Source organism: Limisphaera sp. VF-2 (assembly GCF_049537125.1).
Taxonomy (GTDB): Bacteria; Verrucomicrobiota; Verrucomicrobiia; order Limisphaerales; family Limisphaeraceae; genus Limisphaera.
Genome location: NZ_JBMVQY010000003.1, coordinates 201,519 through 225,625, shown reverse-complemented (window position 1 = coordinate 225,625; position 24,107 = coordinate 201,519). Strand labels below are relative to the sequence as shown.

Annotated in this window: 14 protein-coding genes and 1 tRNA gene; all 15 read right to left on the bottom strand. The window is 64.3% G+C overall.

All coding sequences use genetic code 11. The features are described 5' to 3' along the window. Positions 1-14: 14 nt before the first annotated feature. Positions 15-485 (bottom strand): YbhB/YbcL family Raf kinase inhibitor-like protein, encoded by a 471-nt coding sequence (locus tag ACPDIT_RS11010; RefSeq protein WP_423443445.1) that lies wholly within the window; start codon positions 483-485, stop codon positions 15-17. A gap of 308 nt (positions 486-793) precedes the next feature. Further along, positions 794-869 (bottom strand) — tRNA-Val (locus tag ACPDIT_RS11005). A gap of 1,388 nt (positions 870-2,257) precedes the next feature. Then, positions 2,258-3,313, bottom strand: a complete 1,056-nt coding sequence (locus ACPDIT_RS11000; RefSeq protein ID WP_423443443.1) for a hypothetical protein — start codon at positions 3,311-3,313, stop codon at positions 2,258-2,260. 2,298 nt (positions 3,314-5,611) lie between these two features. Continuing rightward, positions 5,612-6,757 (bottom strand): hypothetical protein, encoded by a 1,146-nt coding sequence (locus ACPDIT_RS10995; protein ID WP_423443441.1) that lies wholly within the window; start codon positions 6,755-6,757, stop codon positions 5,612-5,614. Further along, positions 6,750-7,331 (bottom strand): hypothetical protein, encoded by a 582-nt coding sequence (locus tag ACPDIT_RS10990; protein ID WP_423443439.1) that lies wholly within the window; start codon positions 7,329-7,331, stop codon positions 6,750-6,752. The genes ACPDIT_RS10995 and ACPDIT_RS10990 overlap by 8 nt, the downstream gene beginning before the upstream one ends. Before the next feature lie 1,048 nt (positions 7,332-8,379). After that, positions 8,380-8,736 (bottom strand): helix-turn-helix transcriptional regulator, encoded by a 357-nt coding sequence (locus ACPDIT_RS10985; RefSeq protein WP_423443437.1) that lies wholly within the window; start codon positions 8,734-8,736, stop codon positions 8,380-8,382. A 1,209-nt stretch (positions 8,737-9,945) separates the two neighbouring features. Then, positions 9,946-10,992 carry a hypothetical protein gene (locus ACPDIT_RS10980; protein ID WP_423443436.1) on the bottom strand — a complete coding sequence of 349 codons (1,047 nt, stop codon included), beginning with the start codon at positions 10,990-10,992 and terminating at the stop codon, positions 9,946-9,948. Beyond that, entirely contained in the window at positions 10,989-11,483 is a 495-nt protein-coding gene (locus tag ACPDIT_RS10975; RefSeq protein ID WP_423443434.1) for a hypothetical protein, read from the bottom strand. The genes ACPDIT_RS10980 and ACPDIT_RS10975 overlap by 4 nt, the downstream gene beginning before the upstream one ends. A gap of 1,197 nt (positions 11,484-12,680) precedes the next feature. Beyond that, positions 12,681-13,037 carry a helix-turn-helix transcriptional regulator gene (locus ACPDIT_RS10970; RefSeq protein WP_423443432.1) on the bottom strand — a complete coding sequence of 119 codons (357 nt, stop codon included), beginning with the start codon at positions 13,035-13,037 and terminating at the stop codon, positions 12,681-12,683. A gap of 1,047 nt (positions 13,038-14,084) precedes the next feature. After that, positions 14,085-17,072 (bottom strand): hypothetical protein, encoded by a 2,988-nt coding sequence (locus ACPDIT_RS10965; protein ID WP_423443430.1) that lies wholly within the window; start codon positions 17,070-17,072, stop codon positions 14,085-14,087. A gap of 5 nt (positions 17,073-17,077) precedes the next feature. Beyond that, positions 17,078-18,871, bottom strand: a complete 1,794-nt coding sequence (locus ACPDIT_RS10960; RefSeq protein WP_423443429.1) for a DUF4340 domain-containing protein — start codon at positions 18,869-18,871, stop codon at positions 17,078-17,080. A gap of 135 nt (positions 18,872-19,006) precedes the next feature. Continuing rightward, on the bottom strand, positions 19,007-20,491 hold the full coding sequence (locus ACPDIT_RS10955; RefSeq protein ID WP_423443428.1) for a Gldg family protein: 1,485 nt from the start codon (positions 20,489-20,491) through the stop codon (positions 19,007-19,009). An 8-nt stretch (positions 20,492-20,499) separates the two neighbouring features. Next, positions 20,500-21,252 (bottom strand): ABC transporter permease, encoded by a 753-nt coding sequence (locus tag ACPDIT_RS10950; protein ID WP_423443427.1) that lies wholly within the window; start codon positions 21,250-21,252, stop codon positions 20,500-20,502. Further along, on the bottom strand, positions 21,253-22,233 hold the full coding sequence (locus tag ACPDIT_RS10945) for an ABC transporter ATP-binding protein (protein WP_423443425.1): 981 nt from the start codon (positions 22,231-22,233) through the stop codon (positions 21,253-21,255). Between the two features lie 59 nt (positions 22,234-22,292). Then, positions 22,293-23,612 (bottom strand): trypsin-like peptidase domain-containing protein, encoded by a 1,320-nt coding sequence (locus tag ACPDIT_RS10940; protein ID WP_423443423.1) that lies wholly within the window; start codon positions 23,610-23,612, stop codon positions 22,293-22,295. Positions 23,613-24,107: the final 495 nt, after the last annotated feature.

The following is a 24,107-nucleotide window of genomic DNA, read 5'->3' as shown; positions in this document are numbered from 1 at the left end:
GGCCTCGCGACCTCTCAGGCCCGCGGCCGCTGGAACGTGCCCATCCACTCCGCCTCGGCCAACACGTGCCCACGCAGGGCCGCCAGCACCTTGCTGCGCACCAATCCGGGCGGTTCATCGAGAAGGCAATCCACGGCATACAGCCGAAAAAAGTACCGGTGCGGCGGCCCGGGCGGCGGCAAGGGCCCTCCATAGCCCAGCCGACGGAAATCGTTCAATCCCTGCCGCGCGCCCCCTGCCAGGTACTGCGTCTTGGGCTGGTCTTCAGCCAGACCGCTACTCTGTGGGGAAAGCCCATAAACCAGCCAGTGCGCCCACGTGCCGACCGGTGCATCCGGATCCTCCACAATCAGGGCCAGGCTCTTGGCCTCTGCCGGAATGCCGCTCCATTCCAACGGCGGGGAAATGTCCTTTCCCAAGCCGGTGTACTGAACAGGAATCGGTTCGCCATAGCCAAAGGCGGGACTTCGAATTTGCAGCTTCATCGTGAGCCTCCGCGTTGCAACCCCGGCCTCGCACGAACTCCTGGGCCGTGCCGTTCCAGGCGCGGGCCACCGACAACATAGGCCGAAGTCACCGGGGAGGCCAGTACGCACCAGGCCTTCGTTGACGACCCACGCGCAGCCGGTGCCCCCAACCCACCTGAAGAGAATCCCCCACCCCGGTCCCCTTGCCACGTCCACGTGGAAGGCGCAGCCCGGAAACTGAGGGGGCCCGGTTCGGATCGATGGCCCGACCCACAGCACGTTTACGTATCCCGGCCGCGCGCCAGTCGGGGCTTCACCAAAAAAAATGGTGCGCGGTGCAAGACTCGAACTTGCGACCCCCAGCGTGTCGAGCTGGTGCTCTACCAACTGAGCTAACCGCGCACCCGGATCCGCCGCGAACTCCAAGACCGGGCCCCGCGGCGGCATGGGCCACAGCTATCCTTGCGCCTCCGGCCCGCGGTCGCAAGCGCAAAAAGACACGGCCTCCATGAAGCGGCGACCGTGGGCTCTACCTGAGCCGATGTTCCAGGTGTTGTGCCCTCCGGCGCGGCGCCCGCCCTTTCCATCTCACAAGCCTTATCGAGGGTCGTAAACCTTTCGCGCCCTCGACGCATCCCGGGTCGACTCCACCCGGGCGGTGATGGTAACGGTCCAAGAACGCGCCCTGAGCAAGCGCAGCGCCTCGATGGGTGGTAAATGGCTCCGCTTACGTCTCGCCGCATGTCTGCCCCAACGGGGCGGCAACTCTCCAGCCCAGGGCAATGCCCTGGGTGGGCAGCCCAAACGGATTCATCCCGCCCTGAAGGGGCGAAACTCGGACTGAACATTCCCGCCCCGCATTGAGGGGCATGGAGTTGCGCCTTATGAGGACCTCACGAGGTTTGTTTGCCGAGTTTCTTTGCCGTTGCCTCGGGCGTCCCCACTGAATGCCATGGTCCCTCGGCTCTCCCGTGCCCGGAAGGCCCCAAAATGCCCCCTCTTTCGCGGTGTCCAAAAGTTAAAGCGCGGCCAGCATGATGGTGTTCGTCAATCGCCAGTTGGAGGGAACGAAGGCGCGTGGAGGTGGAGGTGACATTGGGATTTGAAGTCCCATCAGGGTGCCCCGCCGGGGGCCGGGCCAGCAGCCGTTCGAACTGCATGAGACGCTCGCCCCGGGTCGGATGCCAGCTGCGGCCCTGGCGTTTGAAGCGGCGGTTGATTTCCACTTCAATGTTCTTCCCGACGGGCCCCGAACCGGCCTTGAGAGCGGGCGGTCTGCGCCCTGGGCCGGTCAGCAAGCAGGCCGGGATCTGGCGCCTAACGTCGATGCCGTACCCGTGGGCCTGCAGGTAGCCGCACAGGACCTCAAAATCCTTGGGCCGCTGCCGGAGCCAGGAACTGGTGCACAGCGCTCCCAAGACGCTCCGACTGTCGGCGTTCCTAGTCGGGCGCAGGAGTCGGCGAAGCTCCTCCGAATCCAGACGGACCCATGCGTCCGCCATTCGGGACCATCTGCCAGCTGTGCAACACCCAACGCAGACGGAGGGAACAATTCTTCGCAGCCCTTCCAAGCCCTGCATCCCCGTCGCCGATCCAGACGTGAAAAGCCGAAGCAAAACGCTGATGGGCCGGCAGTTGGAACTGCCGACCCAACAAGGCCAGGGGCGCGGCGGAGACCAGAAGCAATCCCAGGCAACCCCAGCGCAGCAACGGGGACATCTGGGCCCCCACCTTTGCGCGCCTCCTATTCTGTGCCGGCGATCATCGCATTTCGGACCCTGCTCTTGGCGTCAACCCGCCCAGTTGAAATTGACAAACTGCTTCACCGCCCAGGCCTGAAGCGCCGCCAAGACCACCACGTAATACCAGAACACCCAGCGACTCTTCGTCCGGGCCAGCCACTGCGCCACCACCACGAACACCGGAAACAACACCACCACATAGCGCCGATACGACATGAACCAACTGGTCAGCGCCGGCACCAGCCCCGCCGGCAAGACATACCAAAACCACACCCGGTTCAGCCGCCACACCGCCGGCAACGCCACCAGCACCAAAACGAAGAACGCCCGATCCAGCAACCCGTCCGTCATCCCATCCAGACTGCCGACGTTCACCAACGCATCCCAAAAACCCGAGAGGTTGAACATGTTCCGGATCGACGGCGAATTGGGATACGCCTTTTGCGCTTCGAACCCCTCGAACGCATTCCCCGTCCATGCATACATCAACCCGAAATAGAGCGCATAGCCCAGCAGCGGCGCCGCCAGCAACAGCCACGGCGTGCCGCCCAGCGGCGCCCTTGGCGCAGCATCTTGTCCCTTGCCCCCAGCGTGACAGAAGCTGTCGGCAGGCCAGAGGAGACGCTCACTCGATGAATCCGTGGCCACCCTTTCCGTCGCAGGTGCACGTCGGCGCCAACGCCATAAACCCGCCACCGCCCGGCCCAGCCTCTCCCAACCCGCCCTCACCCCCGGCCAGCGCGGCCCACCCCGTTCCCACAAGAACCACGCCAGCGGCAACAGCACAAAGATGCCCACCGGCCGCGCCAACGGTAACAGGAACCCGGCCACCGCCGCCCATTCCCATCGCTGACGCGCCAGTCCCCAGAAGAACACCATCAGCAGGAACAAGTAGAGCGACTCGCTGTACGGGAACGAGAAGAACAACGCCCCCGGACAGGCCAGCAGCAGGACCAGCGCGTCTCGGCTGACCGCCGGTCCACAATGCCGCTCCATTAACCGGTACAGCAGCACCAACCCGACCAGCGACAGCGCATTGGCCAGCACCATGCCCGCCAGGACCGGCCGGCCTCCCGTTACCACGGTGCCCGCCCGCAGCACCATCGGCCATAGCGGATAAAAGGCGCACAAGGGGGAGCCCGCTTGGTAACCTTCTTGGCTCAGGCTCAGGTAGTGGGCCGAATCCCGCACAACCAGGTGGCTTACTTGCTGCGGCTCACCGCTCTTCGGCCACCGTGCATGGACGGAGAGAAATTGTGGGATATTGAACCCACCAGCGAGCGCACTGAGAAGTACGACACCGGCAATCATGCCCTTGGCCGCAAGAACAACACCCAATGCTTTTCGAGCATTTCCTTCCATGCCACACCTATTTGAGCCGGGCCATCCCGAGACGGCCTCCGGGGCTGACCGCGAACCGACATATGGCGCTCAACCGTTGTGTGACGTGGCCTTCCATACAAGGTCCCACGCCCTGCCCACGTCGCCCTAGAGTACATGCCATCTTCCGGACCTCCATCAAGAGCTCGATGCTCGGCCTGTTCCCTGCAGCGGTGATCGGAGAGGCACGTGCCGCGAGCCGCCATGCACCCGTTCCCGCTGTCTCATCTCGCTCTTTCAGGGTTGCTGTGTGCGGGCTACGCGCATTTGGCGGTCCTCACGTTGTTCCCATCCGCGTGTGAGCACGTCTGTGCACCCGAGTCCCAAGACCTCTCGCGCACTTCCCACGCGCGACAACATTCCATCTGACTGCGACAGGCGACCCGCCCGGATGGCCCACGCCAAGGCCCGTTACGCCCGTCAACGAACTCGGAGACTTGCGCATGGGCCTTTTATTGGTCTCGGTTCCACGTTGTGTTGCTTTGTGCTTTGTGGGGCGACTGAAAAACCACAACGCCAGAGGCAACACCAGCTCGCCCTCCATCAGTCCCCACACCATCAGGGTTTTCCTCGGAATCGGATAGCGGCCATATTTCGGCCCGTGTCGCAACCATTCCTCCTGCCGGGCCGAAAGTTCGGGATCCGCATCGGATTTCCAAGCCTGGCTGGGCATCAGCGTGTATTCGGCAGACGGGAAAATGCGTTTCCCGCGCATCTTCTTGTATCGGTAATCTCGGACCCACACTGGCGACTCCGCGTCGCTCAAGGACAGCGGGGCGACAGCCTCGACCACCCGGAAACCCTCCACCCAAAGGCGCAGCCGATACCTTTGGATTCCACCACCCCGCGGTCCCGGCGAACCAACCCCCGCAGGCTCGCGCCCCCGAGGGCACCGTCACCGCAAACACCAGGCAAAGGGCGAGGAACGAAAGCCGCCATTCTTCCCACGGACTCAGAGGCAACAGCGCACCCACGCCACCCATGCACTCGTACCGAACAACGTCAAACTCGTTCAACGCCCACTTGGAGCACACCAGCAGGTCACGGTGGTAAAGCACCAGCAGGTTGGCCATGGCGCGCTCCCAACATTGGAAGCACACCACCGCCATGGCCGCCACCATCAGCGCCGCGAGGAAATGCAGCTGCCGATGGGTATAAAGGGAAACACCGCGTTGACCTGACTCAGGGAAAAGCGGCTGAGCTGGCACGCAGCCGGGGGTGAGACACGGCAAAGCAGCCAGAAATCCACGCCGCCAAGCCGCGCAATCCCCGCTCCAACCTGTCCGTACGAAAGCTCCCTGTCCGCCAGCGCGCCGCGACTCCCATCCGCCAACCTCCGGTCGTCGGTTCCCCATTGTGTTCCTCCTATCCTGGGGAAGGGACCCCGAAAAAGCCCAAAAGGCTTGGGAATCGAGGCTTCACGCCCGACCGTCTGTCCATTGGGTGCAGCACGACAACCCACAGAGCGCCTTGCACGCCGCGCATTCCACATGAACCGAGGCCCGTCGTCGCCCTGTCCGTTCCTACGTCCCGGTCCGCCTCGCATTTGACGAACCCCAGGCCTGCCACCACGCCCAGCGTCCGCCGAATCACAGCTTCCAGCAGAGCCGCGTTCCCAAGCCCCAAAAAACTCGCTGCGCCCGACGTCCTCTCCGGCCCGGATCCGCCGCCGGAGGCGGTTTTCGACTTCCGCCCGGCCGAAGACTGGGCGGATCCGAAGCGACTATTGCTCATCAACGGCACAATAGTGCCACAGACCAAAGGGGCCAGGCCGGCATGTTCCGCTCTTCCAAGGACCGCACTCCCACTCCGTCGGCGAGCAGGACTCCTCCCCCGTATAGCACACGACCCTTGTACACGCGCCGCTGGCAAGAACTCCCGTTGTTGCTTCTCGTACACACTGGGTTCTCCTCGGTTCGCGACGATGCTGCAGGTCGTTCGTAGTACGCCGCGAATGTTACGAGCCCGGCACAAGCCAGGACCCCAACCACTCGTAGGCCAACTCTCCTTCTCCTCATGGGTTCATGCCTCCTTTCCTGGGTTCGGACCGTTACTTTGGGTCGGACCGCCCTTGCGCCACACCAGTAGCGCCGGAACCACCAAGGCGGCCGCGCAGATTACAAGAAACAACGGTCCAAGCCATCCTCTGCGCAGTGCAGCGTCGCGCGCGGCAAGCCCGCGCTGGACAAACATCGATGCCCTCATTGCCTTGTCCAGCGGATAGCTCCAGTCAACGTTCGTACATAGAAGACGCGCCCCTCCTTCAACCATCGCCGAAAGACGATTGTTGGTGTAGGTGTCGAACACGAAGCGATAGTCGTCAATGTAGAAGGGCAACTGCGGCGGGATCGGCAGGCGATCGCACATCCGAAAAGATGGGGCCCAGGTGAAAAGGACTTCCGCTGAGGATATCAACGCTTCGAGCCGCTGAGGTGTACGTCCCATCTGAACGTCACCGATGGCCTCGTCCAAGGGAACATATTTCTGGAAACGGGCCGACGCGGGCCTGCCGTCTGGAGAATATTCCACGTCCAGGGTCCACAAGGTAAAGCCGACATCGTAGGGCTTCGGGAAGAACACGATCCCTGTACTGCACAGGGCAAAGTTGGGTGCACGCGCCACCACGTGAATGCTCTGCGGCGAGCCCCGCTCCACCAAGTACGTGTTGTAGTATTCGGGGTAGGGTTCGCCCAGGGTGAGCAGGACTTTCGTCTTCCCTTGAGCCAGGTCTTCCCATCGGTCCGCGATGCCGAGCGCCAACGCGACGATCTGGTGACGCATGCTCAGGAACCTGGAGACAAAGCCTTGCTCAAGTAACGCCTGATAGGCAACCTGGGTGCCATTCGTGATTCTTTTTGTCAACGAGTACACGGTATTGCTCACGACCGCACAGGCTTCGAAATACGTTGCTCCCTCCGACTCCCCGGTGGACCACACGTGGAAACCGTCGGCAAACAGACAGCCTTCCAGCATCCTTGCCCTGGTGACACCTGGCGTGCCATCGTCCCTACAGGGCGTCAGCCGGACCGTCGCCGTGAAGTGTGCCGCCGGCGCCGCGGCGAACGCCGGCACGTTGCCCAGGCCGACCGCGAGCAGCGCAACCATTGGAAGCACACCGTGACTTTCCGGCTTTGCCATGGCGAAATGCGTCTGGCGTTGTTCAATCATGCGGCCACTCTGTGGCTCTCTTTGGCTCTCCCAAGAGATATCCAGCTACCTGAAAGGAAAACCATGCGAGCCCAAAAACAACGAAGCCGGAGAGCCACTTCTCCGCAAGGTAATGGGGGATTCCAATCGCGTCTGTGATGTAACCCAGGCAGCCACACCCGTCGGGGTCGGGAGCGCCCAGCAAGCTACGAAACAGGCGATAGGTCCCCAGCCAGGCGAAGAACGCGAATCCGGAAATGCACCTGAGGGACTTCTTCGCCGGCGCGAGCAGAATCCATCCAATCACGACTTCGACAGCCGCCGCAAGGATCAGCACCCATCGCATGCGTATCTGGAGGAGCCAGTCCAGCTGACTCAAGACTCGCTCGGGCCCGTAAGTGACTCCAACCACTTTGGCGAGCGCAGTAACAAGGAGGAGAACGCCCAAGCATGTGCTGATCTGATCTTCCAGCCGTCCCCCGACACGCTTGAGCCGCGCCGCCAGAATTCCGCGCCATCGTGACATAGGTTGCATTGGATGGTGTTTCACCCTGAAGGTTTTCTCTGGAAGGTCGCCTTCCTCGTACGGGTACACAGCGCAGCTCCAGCCAGAGCTGCGAGTCCGTCATGCAACGCTTGGGGGTCATGCCCATAGGACCCATCTGCTACCACCCTCGGCAGCCCGGTCCACCCACCCCGGAGCGCGTGAAGCAGGACCAACCGCCGCAGGGCAGTCGCGGAACGGCTCGAACAGCTTTCCATGGTTCTGAATCCTCGAAGTTCTGTTCCAAAGAGATGCAGATTGTTCGGCAGCGCCACCTGCGCCCGGCAAACCTTGGCAACCACGGTGTGGTTCCCCGACATCCGCAACCCCGCCAACGGGAGGAGGATTGCCACGTCCACGGCGGGGCCGGCGCCCGCGCGCAGGCTGAACTTCAGGCATTGCCCGGAGCGCCCGGTGCGAACACCCGACTTCCGCCGGTTTTCCGCCTTCGCGATCCTCTGGAGCGGGAACGCCAGGTTCGTCGCCAGCGGCCACAACGGAGGACCGGCCTCGCCGCAGCACCCCGTCGCCACAGGCTCACCTTGACCGCGCAGGTAGTTCATCTCTCGGACCCCTAACCGCTCGACGCGAACGGGGGCGCTCAGGCCGCCCCTCCACACCGTCGCTGACCACAGTCATTCCAGCACGCCCTCCGCTCCCTGAGAAGCCCAAAGACGTGACTTTTCGCGACAGTTCACCCGGTTTGGACAGCAGTTCCACCGCAACGCCACCAAGTCGCGCAGCCGAACTCGCACGCGTTGGGCAGCAGGGGCCCTTGCTGAAAACCGCCCAGCCCCAGCATGGCAGAGCCGCAACCAAAAGATGGTCCCAGCCCGAACCCCAGAGACACCACAGGCGGGATGGAGCCTGCCTGCGCGCTCGCGCTTGAAGCACCGTGCCGCCGCACGGGAGCGCCTTGGCAAGGCGCCTCATAATGTGCAACGCTACCGCAAGCCGGCTCTGTAGAAACGATGCGGCCAACAGGTTGCGGCCCCAGTTCACGGTGGGCCACCAAACCGACAGCGATGGATCTCTGCAGGCGTGAATCCCGTGCCGCGGCCTCCCTCCGGGTTTCAGGGCATCGCCGCAGCACGGTTTCTCACTCCGATGCCCCCAACCCGCCCCGACCGTCGGCCCCTGCATCACCCGGCGCAGCATGCCGGGAGGGGCAATGGCCGTAGTGTCGCTTGAACACCCGGGCGAAATGTTCCACGCTCTTGTAGCCCAACGCCACCGCCGTCTCTTTCACCGAAAACCCCTTCGTCAGCAGTTCATCCGCCCGGGCCATCCGCTCCTCCATCAGCCAGGCCCGCGGCGTCTTTCCCATCCGGCTCGTAAAATACCGCTCCAGGCTTCGGACCGACACCCGGCACGCTCCGGCCAGCCTCCCCAGCGACCAACGGGCCTGCCGCGCCAGCTCCCGCCAATTCGTAATGCGATCCAAGCGACTCCTCACCGTGACACACGTGCCTGGTTAGGGGTTCAACCGCCAGACGGAGATCGAAGCCGCATCTGGCGTTGCGGATCAACTCTGGGCTGGCACATAGCCGTGGCTCCCGCTGGCGGTCCGCTTGCTTTACCCGGTTCCAATCCCAGATGCTGTCAGCTACCGACAGTCACCTGCCGCCGCGAAACCTGCTTCCCATCCGGGACCCACAGCGCAGGATGCCCTCACGACGAGCCCCAGCGGGCTCGGCTTTACGGCGAACTTTGCCTCAGGACTTCGACGCGTCCGCCCCGCGCTCCGCCTCGGGCAGCAGCCATCTACGCACCAACCGTCATTCGACCGGCTCCGCACGCCAGGTACGCCCGCAGGACCCCAGGCGGTCTGCAGTCCCCTTGTCCATCCACCACCTTCACTGCCGAGCATACACACTACCGGCCTCCAAGACCCGGGTTTCAGAACACGCGCTCCCTTGTCATCTTAGAGCACCGAACAATGACATGGAACATCCGACATCGAGTCAAACACCTTACTGTACACTCACCATATCATAGCGGACCATCCTTCGCATCGCTTGCCGCACACGCGCTCTCTCGCACGCACTCTTCGGCCACCCGGGCCTTCGGGCGTCATGACACCGTCCTCGCGCGCCGCTGAAACGCCAGTCACGCACCGCACTCCCCGATGCATCCCATGACGCATCCTCGAATCCACCGCCCTACTTTTCGACGCTGCATCTTGCATCCCACAGTCCATCCCAATAGCGGGGTTCAACACGGCCCACGTCCGGTCCTTTGTCTTTCCCAGTAACGCCTACCTTACCGCGGAGGACATGGGCTATCGTTAAGCTTGTCGTAATACTTGTTAAGATTACACGTTCCGTCGTCATACACCCTACCCCCACATGCATACCTGCACCTACATGAGCACGTTACATTTGCGGTTCTGCCCCTACCGGTAGTTGCAGATTTGATCGCGTCTTTGTCAACGGTCTCGACGCACGTCCCAATGATCGGAACGCCGTCGCACGTCTTTCCCGCGACAGTTCTCGTGTCCACTCCCGCTGTCGCACAGTTAACCTATTTGGTGGATCTGACGTGTAGCAATATGAAAATGCCACACCCGTCAAGGCGAGCACTACACCCATCGCTTTGATGTAGGTCTTCATCGCTATCTCCTTGTCACTGTTGCGGTGTCCTTGCTACGCTCTCCCCGGGTTGTCTAAGACACCAGATTCCGGTTCCGCTTGGCGGTCACTCTCCAGAGCAACCAGGGGAATGCCGCTCCGACGGAAAACAAGACAATGAGTGCCGTTCGCTTGATCACGACCTCACGCCGTGTTGGCGCAGGGCGGACGTTGATCGGCACTGTCTTGCCTTTCACAACGAGAAACCTCATGTTATTCGAGTACGCGATAATGTTTGTATTCGCCAGATTCAAAAAGTCATACAGAAACATGGCGGGCGGCAGCGGGGTCGCATTCGTTTCGAGGGCATGAATGCGAAAGGACTTCATGAGCTGCCAGCCGCGCGCCGGGCCGAAATCCGTATAATGACGAATCGACGACGGTAGGCTCTGGGAATCCCGGTACCCAAGCCGTGTCTTGTGGTGATACGTCTGGCCGCTGCGAAGATCCCTGGCGGTTTGCAGGATCTCGGACACCCGTCCCTCACGATTTGTGACCAACTGTCCCTCCCACAGATAGTTCAGCGAGTTCGTGAACTTGAAGCGATGGCGCGTCCAGCGCACGGCGCCAATGTCCTCCGCGGGAACTCCGAGATTCAGGATCTCGGCAGCGATCCGGAGATGCGCCAAGTGTGTCTGGACAACACCGTTGGATGCTTCGTGAAGCACGGAAGCGTCGGTTCGTGTGTACAGGCTTATGCCTCCTTCCTCGCTATACGACCAGAAGAAGTTGCCGACGCGCCCCGAGCCCCGAACCACGGTGTTGCCCTGGTGGGCACCGTTACCACGAAGGCAGAGAAGCAGGAACGCACCCGGCTGCCACCGGACACGGTAGAACACCGACGCATCCGGTCCAAACATTGCAATCGCGCCGTCTGCATCGTTCGGCTCATCTTCGAACACCAGTTCTTCGACAATCGGGGGAGAGGATACAAACGCCTCGTAAGCGGCCACTGCGTCTTGCGAAGCCAACGCTGTGAGAGCCAGGCTGCCGCCAATGCTGACAGCGATGACATAAAGCGCCGCCCCTGCCGGCGCTGGTCGATACGCGTGATGACTGGCTGGGGGCTCAGACGCCTTCATTGGCACGCTCTCTCGCATGAATGCACGCTTTTTCCGACAATGAGCCAGTAGCTCCCCACGAGCAAATACACGAGAATTCCTTTCAAAATCTGGTCCACCGTTCGGGGCGAAAGGTACAGAACGTGCGTCAGGTTCCCCAGACACCCGCACGGCCCGGTCCAGTCCAGCCACCACTGACCCAAGCGGTAAACAACAACACTCGTGGCGAGGGATGCTACGAACACCGGTGTCATCCGTCGCGTCCTCCTGAAGAAGCAGACGCCCGCGATCACCACCTCCGCCATGCCGGCCGTTAACATCAAATACCGGAACGGGATGCCGAAGATGGGATCGGTCGAAGCCATCCGAGGTGCACTCTCGAAGGCGGTTGCGATCTTGGCCACGCCGGTAACACCGAGGATCGCACCCGCAGTTAATGCGAATGCTGTTTCAACGGACACGCGCGTTCTCGAGGGAGGCGTGTCCGCCGGAATTGCCGGCGACGTGTTCATGGCATTTCCCATCGGTGAGGGTCTGGTGGAGTCGTGGAGTGCGAATGGTTCGCGGGGTTCGAGGTGCGGCCGGGCTTGGTTCGTCGGCGGACGTCCACCATGCATCGATCCGGGGGCTCCCAGGGTTACCGCCGCCGGGGTTGGGCCATTCAGGAGATGAAGGTTGATGAAACACGTGAACGCGGAGTCCCGATACAACCGCCGACCCTGCCCAAATGCGGTTGATAATGTTGAACAAAACCAGCCGTCGCAGCACAGACTCTCCGGGGTGCCTCGCACGTTCACGGGGTCCTTTCTTCATCAGCTGGGCGAGGGCGCTGGAGTACCGGAAACTCCGGAGTTCGTCCCACGAAAACTTGTTCAAGAGCGCCGCATCCGCGGTGCAGTTCTTGCTGGCGGCGACGTTCCCGCCCAGTGCCGACATATCAACCAACGGAAGCAGGCTCGCCATGGGCACGGCGGGGCCGGCGCCCGCGCGCAGGCTGAACTTCAGGCATTGCCCGGAGCGCCCGGTGCGAACACCCGACTTCCGCCGGTTTTCCGCCTTCGCGATCCTCTGGAGCGGGAACGCCAGGTTCGTCGCCAGCGGCCACAACGGAGGACCGGCCTCGCCGCAGCACCCCGTCGCCACAGGCTCACCTTGACCGCGCAGGTAGTTCATCTCTCGGACCCCTAACCGCTCGACGCGAACGGGGGCGCTCAGGCCGCCCCTCCACACCGTCGCTGACCACAGTCATTCCAGCACGCCCTCCGCTCCCTGAGAAGCCCAAAGACGTGACTTTTCGCGACAGTTCACCCGGTTTGGACAGCAGTTCCACCGCAACGCCACCAAGTCGCGCAGCCGAACTCGCACGCGTTGGGCAGCAGGGGCCCTTGCTGAAAACCGCCCAGCCCCAGCATGGCAGAGCCGCAACCAAAAGATGGTCCCAGCCCGAACCCCAGAGACACCACAGGCGGGATGGAGCCTGCCTGCGCGCTCGCGCTTGAAGCACCGTGCCGCCGCACGGGAGCGCCTTGGCAAGGCGCATCATAATGTGCAACGCTACCGCAAGCCGGCTCTGTAGAAACGATGCGGCCAACAGGTTGCGGCCCCAGTTCACGGTGGGCCACCAAACCGACAGCGATGGATCTCTGCAGGCGTGAATCCCGCGCCGCGGCCTCCCTCCGGGTTTCAGGGCATCGCCGCAGCACGGTTTCTCACTCCGATGCCCCCAACCCGCCCCGACCGTCGGCCCCTGCATCACCCGGCGCAGCATGCCGGGAGGGGCAATGGCCGTAGTGTCGCTTGAACACCCGGGCGAAATGTTCCACGCTCTTGTAGCCCAACGCCACCGCCGTCTCTTTCACCGAAAACCCCTTCGTCAGCAGTTCATCCGCCCGGGCCATCCGCTCCTCCATCAGCCAGGCCCGCGGCGTCTTTCCCATCCGGCTCGTAAAATACCGCTCCAGGGTTCGGACCGACACCCGGCACGCTCCGGCCAGCCTCCCCAGCGACCAACGGGCCTGCCGCGCCAGCTCCCGCCAATTCGTAATGCGATCCAAGCGACTCCTCACCGTGACACACGTGCCTGGTTAGGGGTTCAACCGCCAGACGGAGATCGAAGCCGCATCTGGCGTTGCGGATCAACTCTGGGCTGGCACATAGCCGTGGCTCCCGCTGGCGGTCCGCTTGCTTCACCGAGTTATCGTCCCAGGAATTGCCTTATAGCTACAGGCGGACCTTCGGCATTGTCAAGAATGGATTCAACACAGGGCCGAGCGCCGGCAGGCTTCGTAAAGTCTGGGCTGCAGAAGGTGAAGGCGCATTGGGTTGCGGGAAATTGGGGGGTGGAGTTCCACTCTTGGGACCCGCCCTTGGGCCGGGCCGGGAGTTGTTTGAGCTGCAGGAGCCGTTCGGCTCGGATCGGATGCCCCCTGCGGCCCTGGCGTTCGAAACGGCGCCGGATACCCCCTTCAAGGTTCTTCTGCACGCCCGAATCGTTCTTGAGGGCCGGGACTCGGCGGCCCCCGCCGTGACGCAGGCGGGCCGGGACTTGCCCCAGGCGTCCATGGCGTGACGGTGGCACAAATGGAGACAGTGAAAGGCGCCGTGCCTGAAACAAGCCCAGCCATACGCAAACCGTTTGGGTGAGCCTGCCGCTTGCCTTCATAACTGACCATTAAGGAACACTAACAGGCTGATGAAAAGTGGTGTCGTCCGAGAATGACCCTCGATGGTACAAGGAGATTCAATGTTCTAACGTGCGAAGCGATGCTTTCAACAGCCCGCTCACCGAGGTTCGACGCCCACTCCTTCGTCATAAGTATCGAACAGCTCCGAGCCGCCATGCCCGGCATGGAGCCCGGAGGCCGAAAAGCCGGGAGCACATGGGAAGTTTTTGTCCGGCTTGTGCCGGGCGGGTCCGGCGCCGGTCCCGGGAGCGCGTGTTTGTCTGACTTGCGGTGTAGACGCCCCGGGGGGAAACCGTTTGCCGGCTCCTGCCTGGTTGTCCCGTGGCTGGCAAATGCAGGGCCCGAATGTGCGCCATCCGCACCACCAAATCAGCAGCCCGGGAACGTGCCCGGCTGACGCCGACTCCCTCCGCTACCGCCCCTTGCGCCTCAAGGTTTGGGTTCCTTCGCGGGCGCACCTAGGAGTTCCCGCAACGTTTGCACGGGGCGCAAGGGAATGGTGAGAACCCGCGGAATGTGAAGCGGTTCGGCCCGTGGATTCTCCAGAGTCCCGGTGATGTGGAATTCGAAAATCTTGCTGACAGGCCAAAGGGCAAGACTCAAGACCCGTCCCACCAGCCAGGCGTCTCGCAGCAGCTCGGCCTGCACCACTGCGTCCACCTCGCCTTCCAGGGAGAGACGACCGTTGTAAAGCAGGCGCATCGTCGCAGCCCGACATTCCAGGTTGTCCGAGAGGATGACACCATTGGTGAGGACGAAGGTGGCCTGGCCACTGGTGACAGGACTGCGGCCCAGCCCCGGCACCAGCGCGTCCAAGGGCTCGGACAGAATTCCGAACAGGGGAATCGACCAAATCCAACCATCCCGCAAACGAACCTCGCCCTGCCCGTTCCAGGTCCGCCAATCGCGTGTGTTCGCGCGCGTCACCTCCAGCCATCCGTCCAGGATCCCTTCCAGCGGGCGCGGGGACGGACTCAAGTCCCGCATGAGGTCCGGCATACGCACCTGCGACACCTCGACAGAAAAACGACAGTCCGTCCCCTCGGCCGGTGTGGTGTCGAACACCCCCCAGCCTGTCAACCGCCCGCCGTAGAACTCGGCGGTGACATTCGTCAGAGCCACTTGCTCGCCGAGCCAGTGCACCCGCCCCATCACCCGCGGCGATCGAAAGCGCCACCAGCGGAATGGCCCTCCTTCGATTTGCGCATGCAGATCCGCACCCGCGGTACCGCGAAACGGGATGGTCCCGTTCAGCCAGACCCGCGGCGGCTGCTCGAACCGGTACGGTGCCAGGTTCGTGGCCGTCTTGGGGCCGATGGCCCCGGCCACCGTGGCCGGATCGTCCTGGCAAACCGCATTGGTCAAATGGACGCGCGCCTGCCGAAAATCCAGGGCCACGCCTTCCGCACCCAGCGAGGCTCCTTCGCGCTCCACGCGCGGCTGCACGGCATGGAGCCACTGGTTGCTGAACGCCAGGCGCGTATCCAGGAGCCGGATCGGCACCCCGCGAAACACGAAGTTGCTCCAAATCAGACGACCGTGTCCGGCCACGGTTTCCGGCTGCAGGAACCGACCCCACACCTCGCCTTCGCACCACGGCACGTTTGTCCACCCAAACAAATCCAGAAAGGCCACCTGATTCGAACGCAGGAGCGGACGGCAAGCATCCGGTGACAACGCCGCGACAAAGCGCCAGTGATAGTCGCGGGCCCAGGGTCGTATGCGATAGTCTGCGCGGATCCGGCCGTCGGAGCGATCCACCTCCAGGTCGGGAAAATGCCAGGTCCCGTCGGAAAACGAGAAATGGGTGCGCGCGCGGTCGCCTGCGAAGCCGCGGAAACTCCCCTGCCCCAGCGCCACCTCGCCGGTCATCGTCAGCGACGTGCGAAGCGCCTCCGCCCACGCTCCGGTCCCCGCCGGCCAGGGCGGAAGCCGCAGGGTCCCCGCCGCTGACAGCCGTGGCGGTTCTTGCCACCGGAACTGGCCAAGCCACCGCCGCGCGCGGTCGGAAAGAAACGATTCAACCTCGAAAGGGTCGGCATCGGACGTGAGTTCGAACCGGGCGACCTCCGATCCAAAGTCCACGGTGCAGGCCCCGGCCACGGCTCCGGAAGCCAAACGGCCTTCGAACGTCGGCACCTGAAGCATCGGGGCCGACCATTGTCCGCGCACGCGAAGCTCCCGCGCCGAGACCGATCCCATCCTCACAGTCCGAGCCTCGAACGTTGCCCCACCCTCCCAGGGAATCCAGGCCCGCCACGGGCCCGGGCTCAGCTCCGGGACTGTCGGCTCGCTCCGCGCCTGCACCTCCGCTTCGAGGCGTGCGTCCTGGGCCGCCGCGTGCCCCGTGTCCAGGTGTACGCACGAAAAGGAGACGCGACAGCGTTGCAGCGACCGGTCGGCGAGGCCGAGCGTCGCTTCGATCTCGCCGCGGACTGCCTGTACACCGGCCCAACGCGTGTGCAGGGTCTGTGTTGCGAGCGTGCCCTTCACCCGCCACGCCGAGAGGGCTCTGGAATCGCGGACCGCTTCGAGGTCGAGGCGGAAGTCTTCCACATCGCCCCACGGGGTCCACGCCTGCCGGGCGCCAACGACCACGTGCAGAACCGGTGGCGCATTGGAATCCGGTAGGGTGCGCAAAGTCCCCTGGAGCCCCTGACAGGTGCCCCAGGGCGTCACCGCTTCCGGCACTGTGAAGCGAACCTCGGCCCGGATCGCGTCGGGTCGACGTGCATCGCCCTCGAAGCGAATGAGCACCTCGGGTTCAGCAGGGAATTGCAGTCGTTCCAGCCAACGGGTCCATGCGGGCCAATTCCAGGACGCCTGCAGGCCTGCAGCGGCAGGAGCGCGACGTTCGATGCCCGGCCATGCTCGAAGAGCGGAAGCATGAGTCAGCGTCCCAGTGAGAGAACAGCGGACGGGCCCGATCCAGGCCCGCAATCGTTCGATGTCCCAAGTGTCCTCCGGGAGGAACCGGATCCGGGCCTCGAGCTGTTCCACGGTCCACGGACCCTCATCCGGAGGCGCCGGGGACGGCACGGGAGCCAGGCGGCCCTGGAGGATTTCCAGGCCCTCGAGCTCCCATCGACCGCGCCACAGCTCGGCCGTGTGGAGGTCCAAATGAAGCCGCAGGGCCTGTAAACGCGGCGCGGTCGCGCCCGCGGTCGGCCGGATCGCCACCTCGTCCGCCACAATCCCCCGGAACAAGTGCAGTCGGATCCGGGCATATTCCAGCTCCAGGCCGTGCCGTCGGACCTGATCCACCAAGGGCTGACGGAACACCTCCGGCAATCCCACTCGATCCAGATACAGCAGGCCTCCCAACAGCAGCAGGAGCAGGCTCCAGACGAGGATTCGGCAAATGCGAAAAGCCACCCGGCAGCCGCGCCAGAACGTTCGCGAGGACGAGCGCGCCATGGCGTTCAAGGCGCCGCCTCCTGCGGCAGTCGCAGGTGGGCACTGGCCAGTTCCCCGGCCGCGGGCGGGCAGAAAAACACCCAGGGTTTTCCCTCCAGCCGCACCATGGCGCGCAGGAGCGGGTCGGGCGTTACCCCCGCGAAGGTCACGGTGAATTCCTCACCGTCCCGACGCCGCAGCGTGACCGACCAGTCGTTCTGGCCAAAGCCCAACTCGCCGAGTTTCGTTTCGCCCACGCCCAACCACGCCACGGCAACCAGGTCGCACAACGCATGCACCGCTTCGCCCACGGCCAGGCTGTTGATGATGCCCTGCGAGCCCGGTGCCAGGGTCCAGGAGTAATCTCCGAGTCGGACCAGTTCCCGGTGCCGCGGGCCCTGTCGCACGATGACGCGCTCGATCTGGGATTCTTCCAGGCGCCAGATGCGCCGGTCTCGCAACTCATGGGCCGCCGGGGGCAAGCCTCCCAGATCCTCGGTGCGAACCGCATAAACGGCGGATTCATCCGGCCGACGCACGAAGGTTTTGCCCTCCTGGCTGAGCCCGAAATGCAGTTCACCCAGCAGGGAGTGGCTGCGGCCGCTGCTCTCGGGTGCCTTGCGCAGCACGATCTGCCAGGCCGGCGGTGCCAACCCGTAACGGGCCAGGTCCGGCTCGATCACCACGTCCTTGACGAACTCCACCACTTCCAGCTGCTGCAACAACCGAAGCAGGTTGTCCACCAGGGTTTCGTCAGCAGGAAGATCCAGCGGCAGGAGCCGCCATCCGGACGGCAGCCGGTGGACAGCGAAACTGTCGGGCCCCAGCAGTTCCACCGCTGTGACGGGCCCGTTCCACCGCAGCAGCCGTCGGTCGCGATACTCCGAATACGCGACCTTCCATGCCGCCAGAGGCCCCGCGGGTACGGTGACCACGACCGATCGACCTCTCTGGCGCGCGAACACCACCGCGGGGTCGTTGGTGGGCGAGTGACCAAAGTCAAACCGTTCCACCTGGTTGGTGCCATCCAGCAGCGTCACGGACAGGACAGGAGGTTGTAACCCGAACATTTCCAGATCCACCCCCGGCTCGTCCCCCACGAAGCGCGTCACCTGCAATTGGGCCAGCGCATCCCAGGCGGCCTGCACCTTCTCGGGATCGGCGCGGGCGCGCAGGGGCTCGACCAGCCTCCACTCCGGGCTGCCCGCGGCATGTTCCAGGGCAAACTGTCCCCATTGGTTGCTGACCACCAGACGATCGAAGTGCCGATTCGCGAGCCGGATCCATTCCCGGTTCCGCCAATCGTCGGCCTGACGCGGCAAATGCGACAACACCTCCGAACTGACCACCCACAACTCTCCCTGCCCGACAACCTGGACAAACACCTGATCGCCCGGTGCGGTTGGTTTTCCGAACTGGATTTGCACCCTGCGGTCCGGGGCGTACAGCCAGAGGGTGGCCCTGGGCTCTGCCAATCCAAAATCCTCCAACACCGTGGGCCGCTGGAGGAGCTCGCCGGTGGTCAACACCGTTTGCACCGGCTCGGTGGTCAGAGCCTGAAACAGGGCCCGGATGCGGGCGCTGTCGGCAGAATCCCGAACCGGCTGCACCAGCCACCATTGGTCCTTGTCCTTTTCGACCCGCAGCGGCGTACTGCCCGGCCATCGGACTTCGAGGGCGTGGATCGACGGCAGGTCCATCCCGGAAAGCAAGAACCGGGGCCCCCGTGCCGGTTCCTCCCAGTGGCGTTCGACGAGGAGGATGAAGGCGAACAGGGCCGCCGCCAGCAGCGCCCACAATGGGGTGAACCGTGCGCTCATGCCCGGACTGTTCGGTTTGTGCGCCGCATGCGGACCCGGTCTTCCGCCCGGAGGGGCGGGCCGGGAGCGCCTTGCGCCGGTGCGCTCCTTGCTGCGTGTTGCGAAACCCGCGTCATCGTGAACCTGCCCGCCGGTTCAATTCCGGCGCCGCCACCAAATCAATCCGCCCACCAGCAACAGGCCGCCCGGCATGCCCGCCAACAGAATCCATTGCAGCACGCGCATTTGCTGGGCACTCAACGTCACCCGAAACTCGCGCACCGGCCGCGGCCCCACCTGGTGCAGCAAAAAACCGCGATCCAGCAACCAGTTTACGGCGTGGGCACCGAAATCGGCATTGTGCACCGATTCAATCAACTGGTTGGCCAGAAAAAACGAGTCGCCCACCACCACCATCCGTGTCGTGCCGCGCTCGGTCACCACCCCGGGCACCGCCCCTTTCTCCACCGCCACCGCCAAGGGGAATGCGCTCGGAGTGCCCGCACCGGCCCCCAACAAAGTGCTGCGCTCGCCGCTGTAGAACAATTCGGACACGGTCACCGATCCGGCGGTGGCCACGGCCGCCGCCAGACGTCCCACCGCGCGCGGCCGCCACAGATGCAGCGCGGCCGGGGTCCCGCCCTCGGTCAAGGGCCGCACCACCGGGTGCTGCCCAAACCGGAGCACCTTGATGTCCTGACCGGTCACGGTGTTGGCGCGGTCCACCACCGGCCAGAGGCTCACCTCCACGCCCCAGCGCGCCAACAGCGATTCCAGGCCCGAGGACCGCGACAGGCCGTAGCTGTTCAAAAGCACCAGCAGGCGTCCTCCCTGTTGCAGGTAGTGCTCCAGCTTCTCCAGGGTCTCCGCCGGGATCGGCCGCAAGGGGCCGGCCACGATCAAGAGGTGACAATCGTCCGGCACCGTGTTGGTCCCCTCCAGGGAAAGGGTTGCCGGCACGATGCAGTTCTGCCGCAGCAGGCCGGCGAATTTCTGGTATCCGACCGTCTCGTGATTGCTTTCCGGGTCGTGTTCCTCGTGTCCGGCGAGAAAATAGGCGCGCAGCGGCCGGGTTTGCGTGACGGCCAGCAGTGCGGCCGTAAACGCCCGTTCTCCGTAAAACGCCACCGGCCGGCGCACGAATTCCGGTTCGGCGCCGCCCTTGACCTGATCGAACGTGTACTGCGTCAGCGCGCGCCCGTCCACGCGCATGACACGGCCCTGGCAATCGAACAGGATCAGGTTCTTGTTGGTCGCCCCGGCCAGCTGGTACTCGGCGAACACCTGCTGGGCCGCCCCCGCCTCCCGCAGGTAGTCCACGCTCCGGACCTGAATGCGGGGATTGGCCAGTTGATACTCCCGCAGCAGGGCGGTGACCGTCGGATAGAAGGGATCCTCCCGGTCATAGAAGACGGTCACGCGCACCTCGTTCGTGATGGTCTCCAGCACCGCCCGGGTTTGCGGGGACAGTCGTGTCTCGGCTTCCGGGCTTACGAACCATCGCACCGGATGCCGCTGCGCCAGATAGTTGACCATGACCACCAGCGCCAGCACCGACAGACCCCCGACGGCCACGCGCGTCCAGTGCGCCCACCGACGCCGCGCCGAGAAACTGGGTCGGATCGATGCGTTGGCTTCCATGGCGCTCCTCATTTCCAGTGGCGGCTCTCCACCACGCGCATCGTCAGATACAAAAAGGCCCCGCTCAAACTCCCGTACAACACCACCGGCCGCAGGTCCACGATCCCCCGTGTGAAATCCCGCATGTGTTCCACCAGGGTGAAAAGGCCGAGCACGCGCGCCCACCACGGGGCCTCGGTTCCCCCTGTGGGCACGGCAAATCCCAGAAGGAACAGGCTCACGCCCAGCAACCCCGTCACCATGGCTGCCACCGTCTGCGACCGCGTCAGGGCCGAGGCAAAACATCCCATGCTCACGAACAACAGCCCCAGCAGGGCGATGCCCAGGTATGTGCTGGCCAAAACCGGCCATTCCAGTGCCCGTGCCTCGCCGGTCCAGGACCGAATCAGCACCACACTGCCCAGCAAGGGCAACCACACGATCAGATAAAACACCATCGCCGCTGTGAACTTCGCCAGGACCACCGTCCCGTCCCGCACCGGGCTGGTCATCAGGGTCTCATAGGTGCCCGCCGCCTTTTCCTGCGCAAACAGGCGCATCGTAATCACCGGCCCGCTCAGGAGCAGGATCATCCAGAAGTACGGCGTCTGATAAAAGACCTCCGTGACATGCATCGGCAGGGGCGCCTGTTGCACGGCCACCAGCAAATCCACGAAGCTCAGGCCGATCAAAAACGCGACGGCCGCCAGGACCACCCATCCGGTGATCGACCACAGATAGACGGCCAGCTCGCGCCGCAACAACGTGCCAAACGCACCCATTTAACCCTCGTCCCCTGCTTCGGTTTCCTCGGCCGGCTCGGGCTCCGTCAGCTGCACATAGATGTCTTCCAGCGAATAGCGATGCCGCGTCAGCTCCCGCAACGTCCACCCCTGCTCGCGGGCCCAGGCAAAGACCTGCGGCCGCAGGTCCGTGGGCTCGCGCGGCGACAGGACGCACCGGCAGAATCCACCTTCCATCGGGGTGACCTCCCACGCGGCCAGCTCGGGGCGCTGCGCCCAGAAGGCCCGCAGGGTTTCTTCCGGCGCGGCGATCTCCGCCACCACCTGGTGATTGCGCGCCAGTCGCTGCTCCAGATCCTCCGGAGTGCCCGAGGCCAGCACGCGGCCATCGCACAGGATCAACATCCGATGGCACGTCATTTCCGCCTCGGGCAGGATGTGCGTGGACAACAGAACGGTATGCCGACCGGCCAGGCTCTTGATCAGCCGTCGCACCGACCGGATTTGATGCGGGTCCAGTCCGATGGTGGGCTCGTCCAGGATCACAAGGTCCGGCTCGTGGACCAACGCGTCGGCCAGCCCCACCCGCTGCCGATACCCCTTGGACAAATGACCGATGAGCCGACGGTGCACCTCGGTCAGGCCGCATTGTTCCAGCACCACGTCCACCCGCTCCCGGACACGGCGGCGGCTGAGGCCCTTGAGCCGGGCCCGGAAGCGCAAATACTCCCGCACCCGCATGTCCGGATAGAGCGGGTTGTTTTCCGGCATGTACCCGATGCGTCGTCGCACCTCCAGGGATTCCAGGGCCACATCATACCCTGCCACCCGGGCCGTGCCGTGCGTGGCCGCCAGGTACCCGGCCAGGATCCGCATGGTGGTGCTTTTCCCGGCGCCGTTCGGCCCCAGCAACCCCACGATTTCGCCCCGGGCGACCGTGAACGAGAGCCCCTGAATGGCCACGCGCGTGCCGTAGCGCTTGGTGAGGTCGGACACTTCGATCATCACTGCATCGCTCATCGGTCGGACCGTGTCCACCATAGTCGAAACGGGGACGTGCAGGCGACGAAAAAGCAAGGTCAGCGCACTCGCGCCTCCATTCGGACCTGCCGGTACTCCACATAGGCAGCGCCCAGGCGGCGCGGCACCACCAGCGTCAGAATCACCGGGTCCCCGGATTCTTTCCGCATCAGCACATCGGCCACCTGATACAGACTGCCCACGGCCTGGTCGTCCAGCCCCACCAACAGGCTGCCCGCGGGCATGCGCACCCGGGCGGCCGGACTGCCCGGTTCGACCGACTCGATGTAGAGGCCCTCTCCGGGGTTCACCTGAAAACTGGCCGCCACCTGGGGCGTCGGATGCAACAACCGCAACCCGAGCTTTTGCCGGATCAGATCCTCGAACGAAATCAACTGCACGCGGGCCGTCCGCCGCGTCGTCCCGTCGCGCAGCTCCAAGGTCACCGGTCGATCCGTCGCCGCGGTCAGCCGACGATTCAACTCCACCAACCCGCGCACCGGGCGCCCGTCCACACCCTCGATCTGCCAGCCCTCGCGCAGACCCGCCCGCGCCGCGGGACTGCCGGATTGCACGCTGACCACCGTCAGCGGCGGACGCAGGCCCTTGACTTTGGCCCCGAACCACAGGGCCGCGGTGACTTCCGGCGAAAAGAACTCGCTCAAGGCCTCATTGATCTGTTTGACCGGAATGGCGAATCCCACCCCCATGCCCTGGGCTTCCCGATACACCGCCACATTGATTCCAATGAGCTCACCCCGCAGGTTGATCAACGGCCCGCCGCTGTTGCCCGGGTTGATGCCGGCATCGGTCTGCAACCAATCCTGCGTGCCCAGCGGTTCCCCTTCCACGGGGGGACGCCGGGCCTTCGAACTCAGGATCCCCCGGCTGGCCGAAGTCCCCAACCCGTACGGATTTCCCAGCGCGATGACCGTCTCGCCCAAAATCAGGTCGTCCTCCTCCGCAAACACGATCGCCGGAAAACGCTCTCCCTCCGGCGCGCGCACTTTCAGCAGGGCCACGTCCTTGTGCGGGGTGTACACGAGTGGCTCGGCTTCCAGGACGCGCCCGTCCTGCAACTTCACATACACCCGCGAGGCCCGACGCAGGACATGAAAGTTGGTGAGGATGTAGCCCTCCTCGTCAATGATCACGCCGGAGCCGATGCTGCTGGGTTCTTCCCGACGCTCCACTGGGGCCCGCCGACCGTAAAACTGGTAGAACAAATCCTGGTAAGGATCCCGATACTCCACAATCCGCGTAGTGGCGATGTTCACCACCGTCGGCAGGACGCGCTCGATGGCCAGCACCGTGGCGTCCCGTCGGACATCTGCCACCTCCGCCGGGGCCGCCGCCAGGGCCGTTGCCGCCGCGCACATCGTCCATCCGGCCACCCGGGCCGCCCAGCCGGTGCACCAACCGCCCCGGGATCCGCACCACGCGGATCGCTCTCTGGAGGCTCGAGCGGCCGCCGTTCCGCTTGCGATTGTCCCATGCACACTCACGCTCTTAACAAACCCGGCCCACCCCGCGAAGTTGCGGCCGATGCCCCGACCGCCCGGCCCCGGCCCCGCCGCTGCCCGCATCCGCAACGGCCCGGCGTCGCGCCGGACCGTTGGATCTTCTCGTCTTCTCCAGCCGCTCGCAGCGATGGCTCCGCGCCCAGGGGCACAGAATCCCCGGCCGGTTTTCAGCCCCTTGCGGAGCGTGACCCCGGGTTTGGACGCTGCGACTGCCCGCTCTGTTCATTGGTTGGACGCCTGAGGCGGTCAGCCGAGCCGGTTCAAGCCGCTGTCCAGCTCGTTGCCCCTGGATCTGAAAGCCGCGTGGGCCGTTTCGTGTTCCCCAATCCTCAAGCAAGAAACGACCGCACA